Below are 17,560 nucleotides of genomic sequence, written 5' to 3'. Positions count from 1 at the left end.
GGTAAATTTTATTATTTAGAAGCTTAAAAATACAGATTTTATTCGATGATAATGTTGAATTTGTCAAGCAGCCCGGAAACATTTTGAATAGAGAATTTTGCTTTTTTGATGTTATTTAAATCAGGGTCGATAGAAAAATTATATGCTGAACTAAAATTGGCTTCCTCAAGAATTGTATTATCAAAAATAGCACCCGGTAAATCACTTTCGCTGAAAATTGTTTTAGAGAGGTTTGCCGCCGAAAAATCAACTTCTTCCATTTTACATTTTATAAAACTCGTATTTTTTATTTTTAATTTATGAAACGACGAAAAGCTAAGAATACAGGAATCGAAGTTAAACGAAAGTAAAAAAGAGTTACATTCATCAAACGGAAGTCCTATCAACTTACAATTTTTGAAATTTACATTCTGAAAAGCTGTATTTCGCAATTGAGCCATGCTCAGGTCACAGTTTTCAAATTCACATTCCGAAAAAGCAGCATCTGAAAGATTGGTATTTGAAAAATTACAATTTATAAACCGGCACTCCTCAAATTCGGCTTTTACAAAATCAAAAGTTGTAAAATCTTCATTCTCAAAAACTACGTCCGCATTGTATTTTCCCATGAATCTGCTTTTTGAACCATAAAGATAGTTGAATTCGCGGAGATGAAAATTATTTTATTGAACGAAAAGTTTGGAAGAATATTTTTGGCTATCTGAAACGACTTCGACAATATAAACACCTTTCTGTCCCGGAGCATCTATTTTGTTTTCGGTACTTGTAACAGGAGAGGAATAAATTGTTTTTCCAGTTATGTCGTAAAGGGTAACAAAATTATTATGAGAGTTACTTTGTAGCTGAACCGTTATCTTTTGTCCGTTTGTAACGGGGTTTGGATAAACGCTTATAGGCTTTGAAATTTGTACCGGATCCCGGATTCCTGTATACAAACTCTTATTTGTTTTGTATATTCTTTCGTCGAGCATTTGAATCATGAAGACTCTCCCGTTTTCTTTTTCGGTAAAGAACTGTTCACTGCGAGTACCCAGAATATCTGTTCCAAGTCCAAAGTCCAGTATTTCCCAGTTTTCCCCGTCAGTTGAATAACAAGTCCCTCCATTGCTTACAGTGCCGCTGGTTGATGAATACCAATCACCATTCTGTGTAATTTTTATATCGTTTAATACAAAATCTTCCCACCAGTTTTGAAAACCCATAAGTTGAAGAACTTCCCATGAATTGTTTATTCTGACATCATTAATGCTTTTATAAATATTCAATTGAATGAGGTAATTACTTGCCAAACCATAAAAGCTAAGATAAATACTATCGTTTGGCAAAACCGACAAGCCGGTGGTCGTTCCAATTCTTATCGGATTACTTAAAAGATTTACACTAACTGAGATTTTTTCCCACGTCAGGCCGTCGTCGTCTGAAACAAAAAGGCCTCCGAAACCAACATTTTGTTCATCGGATATGGTGAGATAGAGCAAGTCATTTTTATCTACTGCTATATTGCTGCAACCTAAATGAGTTCCCAGGCCGCTGTTTCGCTTTTCCCAGTTTACTCCATGATCACCGGAATAATAAACTCCGTCACCTTCATCATAATCGCTGGTTATTGCAAATATATCGGCTGTTGAGTTTTCAGCAAATTCTATTACAGGGTAGTTTGAATGGATTGAAACAGAGTCCCAATTTATTCCCAAATCAGACGAAAAGAAAATTTTTCCAAGACCACCGGCAAAAATTTTGCCTTCTTTTGTGGAGAATACAGAGTAAATTTCTGATGCGCTCAAAACCTTTTCGAGCTGTTCACATTCGTTGGTACTTTTCATAACTGCTCTGTTGGTGCTCACTATAATAACCGAATCATGTGTTATTGTTATTCCTGTTTTTGGTCCACCCCAAAATTCATTTGTAGTGTTCCAGAATTGTTGTGCTTCTGTTAAAAAAGGTAACAACAGATTCATTGTCAAAATGAATGAACACTTAAGAACTACATTTTTCATTTTCTGTTTGTTTAATTGTAAAAGTTATAACATAAGATTACTTTTTAACATAAAGGTTGCGTGTTTCGCATTAATTTATGCTCAAAGAATCGGGTTGGTTTTTGAAGGTGTATCTTTTAAAATTATTATTTGCGGCTGGTTGTTTTTTGCTGGTATCGAGTGTTTTAGGGATGATAGACAGGATATATTTAAATGACTAAAAGTATATTAGATTCCAAATCCTCCTAGGAATTTCAGCTCCTGACCTTTTTCAGGGCTACTTTCCAGAAGTGGTATAGCTTGCATTATCAGTTCTTTGTTTTTCTTATTTTTTAAAGAATTGTCATGGTCATATTTGCTGTCCCAAATTTCGGTGATCCAAATGTTTTCTTTTTCATCATTGCACATACTGATTACATATAGGCGGCAACCTTTTGTTGCTTTCATATTTTCCGATGCTTTAAGTAAAATTTTAACAAGCTGCTCACTTTGTCCGTTTTTGGCTGTCAGTTTACCGTGAAGAAAATACTTTTCCATTTTTTTTGTTTTTTGAGAGAACACTTCCATTTCAATATTCACAACTTTGGATATCGGTTTTGGGTTGGATAGTTTCCTTTCCAATCAAAGCTATTTATGTTTTTTATATCGAAAAAAATTTTGTGTCGTTATTTTATTTTGTTGGTTTTATAACTTTTCTTTTTGAGTATAATTAATCTGTTTTTTGAAATACAAATTCACTGAGTTCTTTCCTGGTTTGATGCTGAGCTTTTCTGTTTTTCTGATCCTCCGAGCCAAGTTTTTCTTCAATAGGATATCCAACTGCAATCATTGTTACCGGTTCAAAACGTTGTGTGTCGAGTTGTAGATACTCCGATGCTTTTTGTTTGTCGAATCCTCCCATTTGGTGTATTTGTATTCCCATTTCAGCTGCCTGTACAGCCATTGAAACACTTGCTGCACCCATATCGTGAAGCGCTTTTCCATTGGGTTGGTTGTTATAACTTGATATTTTACTCATTACCGATATTATTAAAACCTGTGCATCTTTTGCCCATAACGGGTTATTTCCGGTTAAAAGCCCGACAAATTCATCAAATATTTTTGAGTTTTCCCGCTGAGCAAAAAAATAAGTCCAGGGTTGCTCATTTCTGGAAGAAGGGGCCCAGCGAGCAGCTTCAAATAACAATTTTATCATTTCATCGGAAACAGGAGTTTTACTAAATCCGCGCGGGCTCCATCTGTTTTGTATCGCTTTATTTAATTGCATATTACATATTTTCTGAATACTTTTCTAACAAATCAGGAAGTGATTGGTTTAGCTGAAAAATTACTCTGACTTAATCAATCTGGCTGGGGGAGAGGTTTGTCGGATTTTCTTCTGCAGTTATTGGTTTGTTGTGTAACCTTCAAATCGGTTTCTGTGAATAGTGGTTTGCCAATTGTCTTTTGAAATTCTTAAAAATTCAAATTTTAAATGGCAACTTCAGTAAAGTTTAGATAGATGGTGAAATTCTGTTTGGCTTTCAATCCAGGCAAAAAAAAGCCGGCACCACCGGCTTTTTTTGAGTTATTTTATTTTTAACAACTTCCTTTTTCGCCCTGAGCCTGTTCCAAAAACCAGCTCAAGGGATGAGATGTTGGTCGTTCAATAGGCATACCGTAAATGCGATCGTTAACCAACGATGCAAGCACACCTAAGGCTCTTGATACACCAAATAACACGGTGTAGAAGGTATATTCTTTAATTCCGTAATGGTAAAGAAGTGAACCACTGTAGGCATCAACATTAGGCCACGGGTTTTTAATTTTACCAATAGAACCCAGAATTGGAGGAACAACCTTGTACAACTGATTGGCAAGGTTTACCATTTTGTCGTCTTTGATGTATTTGTTCGCGAAGTCCTGCTGGGCGGTAAATCTTGGGTCAGTTTTACGAAGAACAGCATGTCCGTATCCGGGAATAACTCTTCCTTCTTCCAATGTTTTTTTGCAGTATGCTTCAACTTGTTCGTCGGTTGGCGTATCGGTATCCAAATCTTCAAGCATTTCGAACATCCAGAAAATAACATCCTGGTTGGCAAAACCATGAAGAGGACCTGCAAGTCCGTTCATTGCCGCAGAATAAGCATAATACGGATTGCTTAAAGCAGAACCTACGAGATGTGCCGTGTGTGCCGAAACGTTTCCACCTTCGTGGTCGGCGTGAATTATCATATACAGGCGGAATAAGCGACGAATATCTTCGGAATCAAATCCCATCATGTGAGCCAGGTTTCCAGCCCAGTCCATCCTTGGGTTTGGTTCGATATGGTCGCTGTTGTGGAATTGACGACGATAAATATAGGCTGCTATACGAGGCAATCGTGCAATAAGGTTCATAACATCTTCGTAGGTAGCATCCCAATAGAATTTTTTACCAACTCCTGCCCGATATGCTTTTTGGAAGATTGATTCCGTAGCCATTGAAACTATCGCAGCACTAAACTGAGTCATTGGTTTCGAAGTTTTTGGCATGGCATCAATAACATCAAAAACATGCTGTGGCACATGTGAACGTGTAGCCCAGTCTTTTGAAAGATTTAAAGCGTCTTCCTGCGACGGGATCTCGCCAATTAACATCAGGTAGAACAATCCTTCCGGAATTGGTTCCCCTTCCGGATTAATTTTTGGTAATTTTTGCTGTAATTCAGGAATTGAATATCCTTTAAAACGAATACCTTCTTCCGGGTCTAATTTTGAAGTGTCGGTAACCAGTAAAGGAATTCCTTTCATTCCTGTTAAAACTTGTCCAAGTGTTACCTGGCCCAAAACCACATCGGCGTGTTCGCTTTTTAGACGCTGGAATTCTTTGGAGCATCTGCTGGCTTTTTGATAAAATCTGTACTTAATATATTCCATTGTATTTGTATTTGTTATTAATTATCGTGAATGTCAATGCATATTTTTAATTATCTCTTCGGCAAACTCAGAAGTGGTCATCAATGTCGCTCCTTCCATTTGAGCGTATAAATCAGATGTAACTCTTCGTTTTGCAAAAGTGTGTTCCATTGCATCGTAAACGTGTTCAGCTGCTTCATCCCATCCCATATATTCCAGCATCATTACGCCGGAAAGAATAAGTGAGCTTGGATTTGCATTGCCGGTTCCGGCAATATTGGGAGCGGTTCCATGTGTTGCTTCAAAAATGGCATATCCATTTTTGTAATTGATATTGGCACCCGGAGAAATTCCGATTCCCCCAACCATAGCTGCAAGTTGGTCAGAAATATAATCACCGTTCAAGTTCATTGTTGCAATCACTGAATGATCGTAGGGGCGTAACAACGACTCCTGAAGGAAAGCATCAGTAATTACGTCTTTTACAATTACTTTCCCTGCTTTCTTTGCTTCATTCAGCGCTTTTTCGGCATCCATCTGGCCTTTTTCTTTTTTGATGTTTTCGAATTGTCTCCACGTAAAAGTGTGGTTGGCAAATTCGTTTTCGGCCAAATCATATCCCCAAATTTTGAAAGCCCCTTCGGTAAATTTCATAATATTCCCTTTGTGAACAAGGGTAACCGAAGGAAGTTGCCTTTGAATTGCATATTTGATGGCAGCCCTGATTAATCTTTCGGAACCTTCTTTTGAAACCGGTTTTATACCAAAAGACGAAGATTCGGGGAAACGAATCTTGTCCACGCCCATTTCATTAACTAAAAAGTCTCTGAACTTTTTTGCATCCAGTTCACCGGTCATGTATTCAATGCCGGCATATATATCCTCTGTATTTTCACGGAAAATATGCATATCCACCAGGGATGGGAAACGCACCGGTGAAGGTACTCCCTTAAACCAACGTACGGGGCGGAGACAAACAAAAAGATCAAGTGTTTGCCGAAGTGCTACATTGAGTGAGCGGATTCCTTCGCCGACGGGTGTTTGTAATGGACCTTTAATACCGATTAAATGTTCTCTAAAAGCTTCAATCGTTTCATCCGGCAGGTAATTTCCGGTTTCCCGAAACGCTTTCTCTCCTGCTAAAACTTCTTTCCAAATAATCTTTCTCGAATTTCCGTATGCTTTTTCAACGGCGGCATCAAGTACTTTTTGCGAAGGCAATGAAATATCTTTGCCAATCCCATCTCCTTCAATAAAAGGAATTACAGGCTTGCCGGGTACTTGAAGTTGTCCGTTTTGTATTTGTGTAGTGTCTGTCATTCGTAACTATCAAATTATCCTAAGATAAGAAATTTGTTTTATTTTCTTAAACTATTGATTTAGTTTAATCTGCAGGTTTTCATCCAGTGCTGAAAGAAATTCCTCTGTTGTCAGGTAATGTTCTTCCTTTAAATCTTTGCCGTGAATAATCAAAGCCAAATCTTTGGTCATCTTTCCACTCTCTACGGTTTCAATACAAACCTGTTCAAGCGCGTGAGCAAAATCAATGAGTTCTTTATTGTCATCCAGTTTTCCCCGGAAAGCCAAACCTCGGGTCCACGCAAAAATCGATGCAATGGGGTTGGTTGATGTTGGTTTTCCTTGTTGATGCTGACGGTAATGACGGGTAACGGTACCATGAGCAGCTTCGGCTTCCATTGTTTCTCCGTCGGGGGTTACCAGGGTGGATGTCATTAGTCCAAGTGAACCAAAACCTTGCGCAACGGTATCACTTTGCACATCGCCATCATAATTCTTACAGGCCCAAACAAATCCGCCTTCCCATTTTAGGGCTGCGGCAACCATATCATCAATTAACCGATGTTCGTATGTTATACCGGCCTCTTCAAACTGTTCTTTGAATTCAGTCTCAAAAATTTCCTGGAAAAGATCTTTAAATCTTCCGTCGTAAGCTTTCAGGATGGTATTTTTTGTCGACATGTACAGGGGCCACTTTTTATCTAAGGCCTGGTTCATACAAGAACGTGCGAACCCGCGAATTGAATCATCCGTATTGTACATTGCCATTGCCAAACCGTCGCCCTCGAAATCAAAAACTTCGTGTGAAACCGGCTCACTCCCGTCTTCAGGTGTAAATGTAATGGTTAGTTTACCTTTTCCTTTTGTCAGAAAATCCGTTGCCTTGTACTGGTCTCCAAAAGCATGGCGGCCGATACAAATTGGCTGTTTCCATCCCGGAACAAGACGTGGCACATTTTTTATCATTATAGGTTCACGAAAAACAGTTCCCCCTAAAATATTACGAATGGTGCCGTTGGGCGATTTCCACATTTTTTTTAGGTCAAATTCTTCAACGCGTGCTTCATCGGGAGTAATGGTTGCACATTTTACACCTACTCCATATTTTTTTATAGCCAAGGCTGCATCAATAGTTACCTGGTCATCTGTGGCGTCGCGGTGTTCCATTCCCAGATCGTAATATTTTAAATCGACATCGAGATAAGGAAGAATCAATTTTTGCTTAATAAAATCCCAGATTACCCGGGTCATTTCATCACCATCCAGTTCTACTACCGGATTTTGAACCTTAATTTTCTGCATATTTTCGTTTTTTTATGAATTATATTTGTTGAATAATTTTTAGGAGTGAAAAACGCGTAGTTATCACTCCTCACTATTCCGTTTATTCAATTTTAGGCGAATATTCCTTAATTATTTTGTTTTCGAATTAAGTTCAGTGCTGACCCCGCTTTGAACCACTCAATCTGTTGTGCATTGTAGGTATGACTTACTTCAATCATATCTTTCGCGCCATCAGAATGAATAACTTCAATATGTAAGTTCTTTCCCGGTGCAAAGCCCACCAAATCTGTAAAATTGAAGGTGTCGTCTTCCTGAATCAGATCGTAATCTTCTTCATTTACAAATGTCAAAGCCAGCATTCCCTGTTTTTTGAGGTTGGTTTCATGAATCCGGGCAAACGATTTTACAATTACTGCACGAACTCCCAGGTGTCGTGGTTCCATTGCAGCATGTTCCCGCGATGAGCCTTCGCCGTAATTATGGTCGCCAACTACAACGGTTGAGGTACCTTTCTCTTTGTATTTTCGCTGAACTTTCGGAACCTGGTCATATTCACCGGTAAGCTGATTTTTTATAGAATTGGTTTCGCTGTTAAATGCGTTTACAGCTCCAATCAGCATGTTGTTGGAAATATTATCCAGGTGTCCTCGGAACCGTAACCAGGGACCTGCCATTGAAATATGGTCGGTTGTGCATTTACCAAGTGCTTTTATGAGAAGTTTAGCTCCTTCAATATTTTTTCCGTCCCAGGCTTTAAAAGGAGAGAGCAATTGCAAACGGTTTGAATCCGGAGCTACATTCACTTCTACTTTTGAGCCGTCTTCTGCCGGTTCCTGATAACCCGCATCTTCTACGGCAAATCCATTGGAAGGCAATTCAAATCCTGTAGGCGGATCCAGTTTCACCTGTTCTCCCTTTTCATTTATAAGAGAATCGGTAACCGGGTTAAAGTCCAGTGTACCGGCAATGGCAAGAGCAGTCACCAATTCAGGCGATGTAACAAATGCATGTGTATTTGGATTTCCATCGGCACGTTTTGAAAAATTCCGGTTAAAGGAGTGAACGATGGTATTTTTCTCCTGCTTGTCGGCTCCCGGACGAGCCCACTGACCGATACAGGGACCACATGCATTGGCAAATACCTTTCCACCCATATTTTCAAAAGTACTGATAAAACCGTCGCGTTCTATAGTGTAGCGCACTTGTTCCGATCCCGGGGTAATTGTAAACTCCGATTTTACTTTTAACCCTTTATCAACCGCCTGTTTTGCAATTGAAGCGGCTCTTGAAATATCTTCGTAAGATGAATTGGTACAACTTCCTATTAAACCAACCGAAACATTCAGGGGCCAGCCGCTTTCACGTGCGGTTTTTCCCATTTCCGAAATTGGCGTTGCACGGTCGGGTGTAAATGGCCCGTTTACGTGAGGAGTAAGCTCTGAAAGATTAATTTCGATTAATTCATTGTAATACACCTCCGGATTTTCATATACTTCCGGATCTGCTTTCAAATATTCTTTCATATCGTTAGCCAGCTCCGCCACTTCTTCTCTGCCGGTAGCTTTCAAATAGCGCGCCATACTTTCGTCGAAAGCAAATAAACTGGTTGTAGCACCAACTTCAGCACCCATATTACAAATGGTTCCTTTTCCAGTTGCCGACAAAGATCTGGCACCTTCGCCAAAATATTCAATAATTGCACCGGTGCCACCTTTTACCGTTAAAATACCTGCAACTTTTAATATAATATCTTTTGGTGCTGACCATCCGTTCAGTTTCCCGGTTAATTTTACACCAATTAGTTTTGGCATTTTTAATTCCCAGGGCATTCCTGCCATCACATCAACTGCGTCGGCTCCGCCAACACCAATGGCAACCATTCCAAGTCCGCCGGCATTCGGCGTGTGCGAGTCAGTTCCAATCATCATTCCGCCCGGGAAAGCGTAGTTTTCCAAAACAACCTGATGAATAATTCCGGCACCTGGTTTCCAAAAACCAATTCCGTATTTGTTTGATACAGATTCCAGAAAATCAAAAACCTCTTTATTGGCATTTTGGGCTACATTCAGGTCGGTTTTTCCTTCTACCTGCGCCTGAATAAGATGATCGCAATGAACGGTTGACGGAACAGCAGTAGTGTTTTTCCCTGAATTCATAAACTGAAGCAACGCCATCTGAGCGGTAGCATCCTGCATAGCCACTCTGTCGGGGGCAAAATCTACATAATCTGCTCCTCTTTTAAAGGCGTCAAGTTCTTGTGTTTCATATAAATGTGCATAAAGGATTTTTTCGGCATAAGTCATCGGCCGGTTTAAAGTTTTTTTACTTTTTTCGATTTTTCCGGCTAGTCCGGAGTATACACTTTTTATAAGGTCTAAATCAAACATATGTTATATAGTTTTTTTAATTGAATTCCCTGATGATTCGTCACAAAATTTAACAAAAAAATTCCGTAAAAGTTGCATTCTAATTAAAGTATTTTTCTAAAAAGGAGGTTAAATATATAGATAATTAAATATGTTAAAATGAAAATAAGCTAATATAGAATGAGTTTAAAAAAGAATGATTTAAATCATATTGGATTGTTGTTCCGAAGTTATGTAAAACGGGCTGCAACTTAAAATCTAAAAATCATTTCAAATTGGTTGATCATATTTTCAAAGTTTATTTCCGGTAACTTTTCTGTCAGGTAGTTGTTTTCTTCCACATTCAGCATTAGAATTTTTTCACTCAAGGTAAATTGAGCCAAATTCGTAATTAAGGGCTGTTCCAATCCCTTGTTTTTCCAGTTATTAAGGATTCCAATTTGAGGAATATCACCCTTGGTTTTATGAATAAATCCAAAAGCAAGAACATGGTTATCGATTGTTAGTGCTGAGAATTTGTAATTCTCACTGGCATTCCAAATGGATGTAAAACTGTTTTGCCATGTTGGTTCAAATAAAGAATAGTGTGGGGTTGTGAGTTGTTGCAAAAGAGAAATGTCATGATTAAAAGTAAACGCTTCGGAAGTCGGTTCCGGTAATTTCTTTTTTTGAATTTCAAAACATTCCAGTCGGCGTGTTTTTACAAAACCGTGTTTTGCATAAAGTTTTATTGCAGGTGTGTTGTTTTCCAATACTTCCAAAACAAAATAGCTAAATTGTTTTTTCTTCAGAAATTCAATCAGTTCCAGCAGTAGCTTTTCACCGATTCCTTTTCGTCTGAAGTCCTTAACAACACCGGTGCCTCCGTCGTAAGCATATTTTTTACCATCAATTTCGCGAAATCCGGTTAGAATAAATCCGACTAAACGGTCGCCTTTAAAGCAGCCCATTGAATATTCAGGTTTGAGATCCCTCGTCTTCATCATTTCCAAAAGTCTTTCCAAAGGCATTACAATTTGAACTTCGTAATCGGAAAAAGCGTCATTAAACACTTGGTTTATCAATTTTACTGGTGTGTGAGTCAGTGGTTTAATTACTAAATTATCCATTAGATCCGGTTTTTTCCAAAAGTTTGACAAACTATTAAGAGAAGTATAAAAATATTCCAAAAAAGAGTTCGTTCGGCCATTTTATGAAAAGCTTTTTTAATTCCGTTTTTTTTCGACAGGTAAACGCCGGTATATTTTACGAATTTCATTTTGTGTTTTGTGTCTTTTTTGTTCCTGTTCGAAAATTGTTTTTATATCAAAAAATGTAACTTCGAGACAAATTTAACTAAACAAGATACTCCGATGAAAGAATCAAAGAGAACTTATCCTTTGCAAATACAGATAATTATAAGTTTAATTCGAATATTAATCGGATGGCATTTTCTTTACGAAGGGATTTCGAAATTGGCTACTCCAGGCTGGTCTTCAGCTTCCTATTTAATGGATTCGAAATGGTTGTTTTCAGGTATCTTCCATCAAATTATCGGAAATCCATCCGCTTTGGCTGTGGTCGATTTTTTGAATGTCTGGGGATTAATTTTGATTGGAGTGGGATTGTTTCTTGGGCTTTTTACGCGAATAGCTAGTATTAGCGGATTATTATTGTTGCTGCTGTATTATGTTGCCAGCCCTCCATTTGTTTTTTCAAAAGGAGTTGTTGACGGGCATTATTTTATAATAAACAAAAATCTGATTGAAGCAGCTATGCTGTTGTTGATAGCTACATTACGGAAAGATACGATGTATGGTTTGGATAATTATCTGGAAATAATTTGGGTAAAGAGAAAGGAACAGAAATTTCCCAAAGAAATGAATCATGAAATTCCTGAACAACTTGTGAGTTCCCGTCGCGAGATGATAAAGAATCTGGCAGTTGTTCCATTTATGGGAGGTGCCTTTTTTGGGATGGCGAAGAAACAAGGTTGGTTAAGTTTTGAAGAAAAAAATTTGGCTAATGTTGATGCAGTTACCAGCGCTTCAATGCTTACTGCAAAGAATATTGACTTATCGCAGTTGAAAGGTGAAGTTCCAAAGGGAAAAATAAAACATTTGGAGTTGAGCAGGATAATTCCCGGAGGAAATTTGGTTAGCGGTTTTGCCCATTCGCGTGACCTGGTATATGTTTCTCCGCTCATCAAAACCTATTTTACTGATGAAAAAATTATTGAAACCCTTTGGATTTATGAAGCTTGTGGAATTAATGCAACAATTATGCGGACGGATGAAAATACAATACGGGTTTTAAAAGAGTACCGAAGACGAGGTGGAAAAATTCAGTGGCTGGCTCAAACTTATCCAAAAGGGAAGGATTTGTCGAATATACAATTGGCTATTGACAATGGTGCCGTTGGTGCTTTTGTGATGGGAAATATTGCAGACCAGATTGTTTACGAAAACCGCCTGGAAGATTTAGTTCTTCCCATAGAATTTATTCGTAAAAACGGGCTGATTGGCGGAGTTGCCGCTCACTATCTCAAAGTACCGCAAACCTGTATGGAACAGAATATTGAAGTTGATTTTTTTATGAAAACATTCCATCACGACAACTACTGGTCGGCTCACCCTGTTGAAAACAGAAGACAAATTGTGGAAGAGAAAGAGAATTATACCCAACACGATAAATTTCATGATAACCTTTGGTGTGTCTCAGCAGATGAAACAAAGGCTTTTTTTGATAACTGCGAAGTGCCGTGGATTGCTTACAAAGTTTTGGCTGCAGGCGCAATAAAACCGCAGGATGGAATACGATTTGCTTATGAAAACGGAGCGGATTTTACCTGTGTGGGAATGTTTGATTTTCAGGTTATCGAAAATGCAAATATTGTTCATGATACTTTAAACTCTTCTCTGAAAAGAGAGCGAAAGTGGTTTGCGTAATTTTTTTCTTCTTGTAGTTTCCTGGAAAATAGTATTATATGTTGGAAGTGTGGTTTTTTTGTGAAAAATAGTCTCAAAAAAACATACTGAGTGTAATGGTTTTTTTAACAGATTTCGTCATTTATATGTAACCAGACATAACTTTGATATGAATGATGAGCTAGAACGATTAATTGCCAGATATTTAGCAGGTGATACTTCGGTAGAGGAAAACAAACAGTTACTCGCATTTATTGAAGCAACTCAGGAGAATAAGGAATTTTTCAGGCAGATAAAAGATAATTATCTCTTGTCTGGTACTTTAAATCCCGGTTTTAATAAAGATGAAAATTGGTTTCGCCTGCAAAAAAATATTACTACTCCCGCACCCCGTAAAAACCATCATCTCTTGGGAGTTAAAATACTCCGTTGGGCTGCTGTAATTTTATTTGCGTTTCTCTCCGGCTTTTTTATTAATTATCTGTTACAGTTGGGTGCTGACGATATATCATCCCCTGTTTGTGAGATATCTGCTGCAAAAGGTGCCCGCACTTTTGCTGTTTTGAGTGATAGTACAAAGGTATGGTTAAACGGAGGGAGTAAGCTTACTTTGGCTGAAGATTTCAATAAGGAATCGAGAGATGTTTTTCTCAATGGCGAAGCGTTTTTTGATGTTTCAAAAAGTAAAGATAAATACTTCAATGTTTATTCTTCCAATATTTTTATTCGTGTATTGGGAACGCAATTCAATGTAAAATCTTATGAAACTGACGATGTAATTGAAACGACATTAAAAGAAGGAAAAATAAATATTTACGAAATCGGTAAAAATGAAAACAGACAAATTGTAACACTTTCGCCCAATCAGAAAGTTACTTATGTGAAAGGGACCGGGGAAATTTCTTCGGAAAATTTAAAAAGAGAGTATAAAAAAACGGTAGAAAAAGATGAAGAGGTGCGCTACCAGGAGTCAAATTACCTAATCGCGAGAAAAGTAAATCCTGCTGATTATTCATCATGGAAAGATGGTAAGCTGATTTTTCGAAAAGATCGGTTGGAGGATATTGCGTTAAGTCTTGAAAGACATTTCAACGTAAACATTCGTATTGAAGATGAAATGGCAAAAGAAGTATTGATCAATGCAAATTTTAAAAATGAAACCATTGAGCAGGTTCTTTATGCTTTAAGCCTCACTTCATCCATCGACTATGAAATAAGCCTGAATCAAATATCTATTCGCTATAAACCAAATAAAATGCAATCAAAGTAAATTAAATGAAATGCCGGGAAACGCCACATTCCCCGGCAGGTCAATCGCCCGTAAGGGGCAATTTTGTTAATAACATTATAACAGTTTAAAAGTATGAAAAAAAAACGTATTAACGAACGTTGGGCATGGCCTGGCGGTTGTTTCAAAAAAACCATTTTGATTATGAGGTTAAGTTTAATCTTGATTTTGTTTTCGGTGCTAACTGCAAGTGCATCGGTTTATTCACAAAGCACAAAAATTAGTCTCGACTTAAAAGATGTTACCATTACAGAGGCTTTTAATGTAATCGAAAATCAAACCTATTTTCGGTTTGTTTATGATGATAAATTGTTTAATGACGAAAAAATTGTAACGCTCAGGGCAAAGGAGCGAAACATCGAAGAGATTTTGCATCAGATTTTTCCAAACGATGAAGTTTCGTATAAAATTCTGGAAGATAACCTAATTGTATTTCTCCCGGGAGAACAGTCGGGGAAGGCAATTAAAGGAAATGTTGTTGATGAAAAAGGAGAACCGCTGCCTGGGGTAACAGTTCTTTTGAAAGGTACAATGAAGGGTACTGTAACCAACGGAGATGGCAATTTTAATATAAACGTTGACGACGCCTCTTCTGTCCTGGTCTTTTCATTTGTCGGGTTTGAGTCGACGGAAGTGGAAGTAGGGAACCGTACAGCGATTAGTGTAAAATTGCAGCCATCAGTAGTTGGATTGGAGGAAGTAATTGCAATTGGATACGGAACACAGAAAAAACGTGATATTATTGGGTCAATATCAACCATTACCAGCGACGAAATTTTAAAAACTACTGCTGCATCTTCATTTGATGCAGCACTGCAGGGTATGGCTCCGGGCTTGATGGTATCCAGCGAGTCGGGAGTTCCCGGAGCTCCGGTTCAGATAAAAATTCGCGGAGTGAGCTCCATTTCTTCAGGAACCGATCCCTTATGGATTGTAGATGGAATTCCTATTGTAAGTGGTTCAGCCGGTCGTGCATATGATGGTGAAACATCACAAAATGTAATGTCGTTGATAAACCCGTCAGACATTGAATCGATACAGGTTTTAAAAGACGCAGCCGCAACTTCAATTTATGGTTCGCGTGGTTCCAACGGGGTAATTCTGGTAACCACGAAATCGGGTAAGAAAGGAAAGATGTCTTTTAATGTAGATTTGAAATCGGGTGTTAGTAACTGGGCTAACCGGGATATTGGCCTGGCTTCGGGAAGCGAGTATATTGAAATAATGGACAGGGCGTATGCAAACAGCGGACTTTCGGGAGTTTTTGATCCTCAAACATCCCTGAATCAACTGGATGGAATGGTGGCTACTATGACAAGGGATGAGGCATTGGCAACCGATACCGATTGGGGCGATTTGGTTAGCCGGACAGGTTCATTTGTTGAAGCAAATGTTTCAGCAACCCAGGGAACGGAAAAAGGAAATTCGTATTTATCCTTACGATACAGAAAAGATAATAGTATCATAAAATACAGCGATTTAGAAACAATATCAGTTAACTCAAATCTGAATTATAATCTTTTTGATGCATTTAAGTTGAATTACCGCGGATTTGTTTCTTTTGCAGACAATAACCGTGTAAAATCAAAAGATGGGAAAGGAGCTGCCGGTGGCTGGGCACAGGTAAATGCCTATTCTTTGCCATGGATGAAAGTATACGATGATACCGATACCGGGGTGAATGGTTTTTGGAATCCTTTATCGGGAGCAAATGCTCTGGCGGGGATTTCACCACTCAACAGCGAGAGTAACCTTCAAACCTTAAATGTTCTGCAGGGATTGAATGGAACTCTTCAAATAATGGAAGGTTTAACATTAAAAGGAGAATTTGGCGCCAACCTTGTGTACAACAAGGGAAGATCATGGAGAGGTGACGGTATACGTATCGACGGGGCAATCGCTAAAGAAAGCAAAGACCGTACAACGGTAATAAATTATAATTCGTTCTTTAATTATGATAAAACTTTTGGTGAAGCCCACTGGTTGAATGTTGTCGCAGGAGTTGAGAATACACGCTCTTCCAGTCATTATACTTACTTGGAAAGTGAAGCATTGGTGGGCAGTTTTCACGAAGTTGGAAAACCTGAATCAATAAAAGGATACAGCTATTTAGGAGATGAAAGTTATTTGCGGGGTTATTTTGGCCGGTTGAATTACAAGTTTAAAGACAAGTATATTGTCGGAGGAAGTATTCGTCGTGACGGGATCTCTAAATTCACTTCAGAAAATAGGTGGGCAACGTTTGCTTCCGGTTCTGCCGGATGGATTATCTCCGAAGAAGATTTTTTTAAATCCCAAACAGTTAGCATGTTAAAGCTCCGGGGAAGTTATGGTCAAACCGGTAATACGAATATTCCAAGTGGTATTACTTCCGACTATTATTCTGTGCGGACCAGCAATACATTAGGAATTCCAAGTACCGAATTTGTAAGTGTTGGAAACTCAGATATCAAGTGGGAAACAACCAGTACGCTGGATTTTGGCGTAGATTATGGCCTGTTTAACAACCGGATAAACGGATCTTTGGCTTATTACGTACAGACGGTAGAAGATATGCTTTTAGCAGTTGCCCTTCCATACTCTGCTGGGATTTCCGGTGGAAATATTATTTGGCAAAATGTGGGAGATATGGAAAACCGTGGTGTAGAATTTAATGTAGATGCCAATATTTTGAATGGCGTTTTTAAGTGGGATTTGGCTTTTAATGTGTCGTATAACAAAAACAAAATTAAAGCGCTGGATCCGGAATCAGATGCCAATAATGTTGGAATTACTCAGATGGAGAGCAGTGAAGACCAGGTAATAACTATTTTTAAAACCGGCCTTCCTCTTGGAAACTGGTATATGGCGGAGTCAGCGGGGGTTGACCCGGAAAAAGGAATTCCAATGATTTATGAAGTACAGGAAAACGAGGATGGAACAACTTCGCATACCGGGAATATTATTCCCGCAACAACTGGTAATCTGGCCAATAACCGTATGATTCTTGACGGGAAAACGTCGTTGCCGAAATTTGTTGGTGGCTTTAACAGCCGTTTTGCATATAAAAGTTTCGATGTGGCCATGAATTTTAGTTTTGCTGCTGGCAATTATATATACAACCGTTTGCTTCAAAGTACTCTTACACCTAACCGCGGGGTACGTGCTCTTTCAAACAAATTGCTTACAGATGCCTGGCAGAACCCGGGGGATAATGCAAAGTGGCCGCGTGTAGTTATGAATGTTCAGCATTTTTACGATAACGAAGGAAACCCCACTGAAGAGCCGGTTACATATGGTAGCGAAGAAAAATTTATTTCTTCCATGTACCTTGAAAAAGGTGATTATCTCAAGCTGAAAAATTTGTCGGTAGGTTATACTTTGCCGGTAAAGATTGCCTCAAAAATGAAAATGCAATCAATGCGTGTGGCTCTGAATGTAACCAACCTTTTTACTTTGACCAAATTCTCTGGTTACGATCCGGAAGTAGGAATAGACCAAACAACCGGAGCGAGCCTGGTTAGTTATTCCTCTATACCGCAGGCACGAACTTACAGCCTGGGATTAAATATTAATTTTTAAATC

Annotated in this window: 12 protein-coding genes; 3 read left to right on the top strand and 9 right to left on the bottom strand. The window is 38.6% G+C overall.

What is annotated here, in order from left to right:
- Positions 1–38 precede the first annotated feature (38 nt).
- The 9 genes from GM418_RS03815 to GM418_RS03775 all read right to left on the bottom strand — a co-directional run bounded on the left by GM418_RS03815 (position 39) and on the right by GM418_RS03775 (position 10,911).
- Entirely contained in the window at positions 39–608 is a 570-nt protein-coding gene (locus GM418_RS03815; protein ID WP_158863310.1) for a pentapeptide repeat-containing protein, read from the bottom strand.
- 54 nt (positions 609–662) lie between these two features.
- A complete protein-coding gene (locus tag GM418_RS03810; protein WP_158863308.1) occupies positions 663–1,997 on the bottom strand; it encodes a T9SS type A sorting domain-containing protein in 1,335 nt (444 codons plus the stop codon).
- Between the two features lie 207 nt (positions 1,998–2,204).
- The gene (locus tag GM418_RS03805) at positions 2,205–2,513 is read right to left on the bottom strand and encodes a putative quinol monooxygenase (RefSeq protein ID WP_158863306.1); all 309 of its coding nucleotides are present in this window, start codon (positions 2,511–2,513) and stop codon (positions 2,205–2,207) included.
- Between the two features lie 172 nt (positions 2,514–2,685).
- Positions 2,686–3,243 carry a nitroreductase family protein gene (locus tag GM418_RS03800; protein ID WP_158863304.1) on the bottom strand — a complete coding sequence of 186 codons (558 nt, stop codon included), beginning with the start codon at positions 3,241–3,243 and terminating at the stop codon, positions 2,686–2,688.
- 311 nt (positions 3,244–3,554) lie between these two features.
- The gene (locus tag GM418_RS03795; protein ID WP_158863302.1) at positions 3,555–4,874 is read right to left on the bottom strand and encodes a citrate (Si)-synthase; all 1,320 of its coding nucleotides are present in this window, start codon (positions 4,872–4,874) and stop codon (positions 3,555–3,557) included.
- A 33-nt stretch (positions 4,875–4,907) separates the two neighbouring features.
- Positions 4,908–6,173, bottom strand: coding sequence for an NADP-dependent isocitrate dehydrogenase (gene icd / locus GM418_RS03790; RefSeq protein ID WP_158863300.1), 1,266 nt, complete (start codon positions 6,171–6,173; stop codon positions 4,908–4,910).
- Positions 6,174–6,224: 51 nt separating this feature from the next.
- Positions 6,225–7,454, bottom strand: coding sequence for an NADP-dependent isocitrate dehydrogenase (locus tag GM418_RS03785; protein ID WP_158863298.1), 1,230 nt, complete (start codon positions 7,452–7,454; stop codon positions 6,225–6,227).
- Between the two features lie 107 nt (positions 7,455–7,561).
- Positions 7,562–9,823, bottom strand: coding sequence for an aconitate hydratase (locus tag GM418_RS03780; protein WP_158863296.1), 2,262 nt, complete (start codon positions 9,821–9,823; stop codon positions 7,562–7,564).
- 230 nt (positions 9,824–10,053) lie between these two features.
- Positions 10,054–10,911: a GNAT family N-acetyltransferase gene (locus GM418_RS03775; RefSeq protein ID WP_158863294.1), complete on the bottom strand. Its 858-nt coding sequence runs from the start codon at positions 10,909–10,911 to the stop codon at positions 10,054–10,056.
- 243 nt (positions 10,912–11,154) lie between these two features.
- Between GM418_RS03775 and GM418_RS03770 the strand changes: the two genes are divergently transcribed.
- From GM418_RS03770 to GM418_RS03760, 3 genes are all read left to right on the top strand, one after another.
- Positions 11,155–12,729, top strand: a complete 1,575-nt coding sequence (locus GM418_RS03770; protein WP_158863292.1) for a DoxX family membrane protein — start codon at positions 11,155–11,157, stop codon at positions 12,727–12,729.
- 148 nt (positions 12,730–12,877) lie between these two features.
- A complete protein-coding gene (locus GM418_RS03765; protein ID WP_158863290.1) occupies positions 12,878–13,978 on the top strand; it encodes a FecR family protein in 1,101 nt (366 codons plus the stop codon).
- Between the two features lie 93 nt (positions 13,979–14,071).
- Positions 14,072–17,557, top strand: coding sequence for a SusC/RagA family TonB-linked outer membrane protein (locus GM418_RS03760; RefSeq protein ID WP_158863288.1), 3,486 nt, complete (start codon positions 14,072–14,074; stop codon positions 17,555–17,557).
- Positions 17,558–17,560: the final 3 nt, after the last annotated feature.

The sequence above is a fragment of the Maribellus comscasis genome (genome assembly GCF_009762775.1).
Lineage (GTDB): Bacteria > Bacteroidota > Bacteroidia > Bacteroidales > Prolixibacteraceae > Draconibacterium > Draconibacterium comscasis.
Note: the sequence above shows the minus strand (reverse complement) of the source record. Positions and strands in the feature narration are given on the sequence as shown.

Excerpts from the sequence above, each read along its gene's own strand:
- GM418_RS03815 (WP_158863310.1), bottom strand. The coding sequence starts at position 608 with ATGGGAAAATACAATGCGGACGTAGTTTTTGAGAATGAAGATTTTACA.
- GM418_RS03810 (WP_158863308.1), bottom strand. The coding sequence starts at position 1,997 with ATGAAAAATGTAGTTCTTAAGTGTTCATTCATTTTGACAATGAATCTG.
- GM418_RS03805 (WP_158863306.1), bottom strand. The coding sequence starts at position 2,513 with ATGGAAAAGTATTTTCTTCACGGTAAACTGACAGCCAAAAACGGACAA.
- GM418_RS03800 (WP_158863304.1), bottom strand. The coding sequence starts at position 3,243 with ATGCAATTAAATAAAGCGATACAAAACAGATGGAGCCCGCGCGGATTT.
- GM418_RS03795 (WP_158863302.1), bottom strand. The coding sequence starts at position 4,874 with ATGGAATATATTAAGTACAGATTTTATCAAAAAGCCAGCAGATGCTCC.
- icd (WP_158863300.1), bottom strand. The coding sequence starts at position 6,173 with ATGACAGACACTACACAAATACAAAACGGACAACTTCAAGTACCCGGC.
- GM418_RS03785 (WP_158863298.1), bottom strand. The coding sequence starts at position 7,454 with ATGCAGAAAATTAAGGTTCAAAATCCGGTAGTAGAACTGGATGGTGAT.
- GM418_RS03780 (WP_158863296.1), bottom strand. The coding sequence starts at position 9,823 with ATGTTTGATTTAGACCTTATAAAAAGTGTATACTCCGGACTAGCCGGA.
- GM418_RS03775 (WP_158863294.1), bottom strand. The coding sequence starts at position 10,911 with ATGGATAATTTAGTAATTAAACCACTGACTCACACACCAGTAAAATTG.
- GM418_RS03770 (WP_158863292.1), top strand. The coding sequence starts at position 11,155 with ATGAAAGAATCAAAGAGAACTTATCCTTTGCAAATACAGATAATTATA.
- GM418_RS03765 (WP_158863290.1), top strand. The coding sequence starts at position 12,878 with ATGAATGATGAGCTAGAACGATTAATTGCCAGATATTTAGCAGGTGAT.
- GM418_RS03760 (WP_158863288.1), top strand. The coding sequence starts at position 14,072 with ATGAAAAAAAAACGTATTAACGAACGTTGGGCATGGCCTGGCGGTTGT.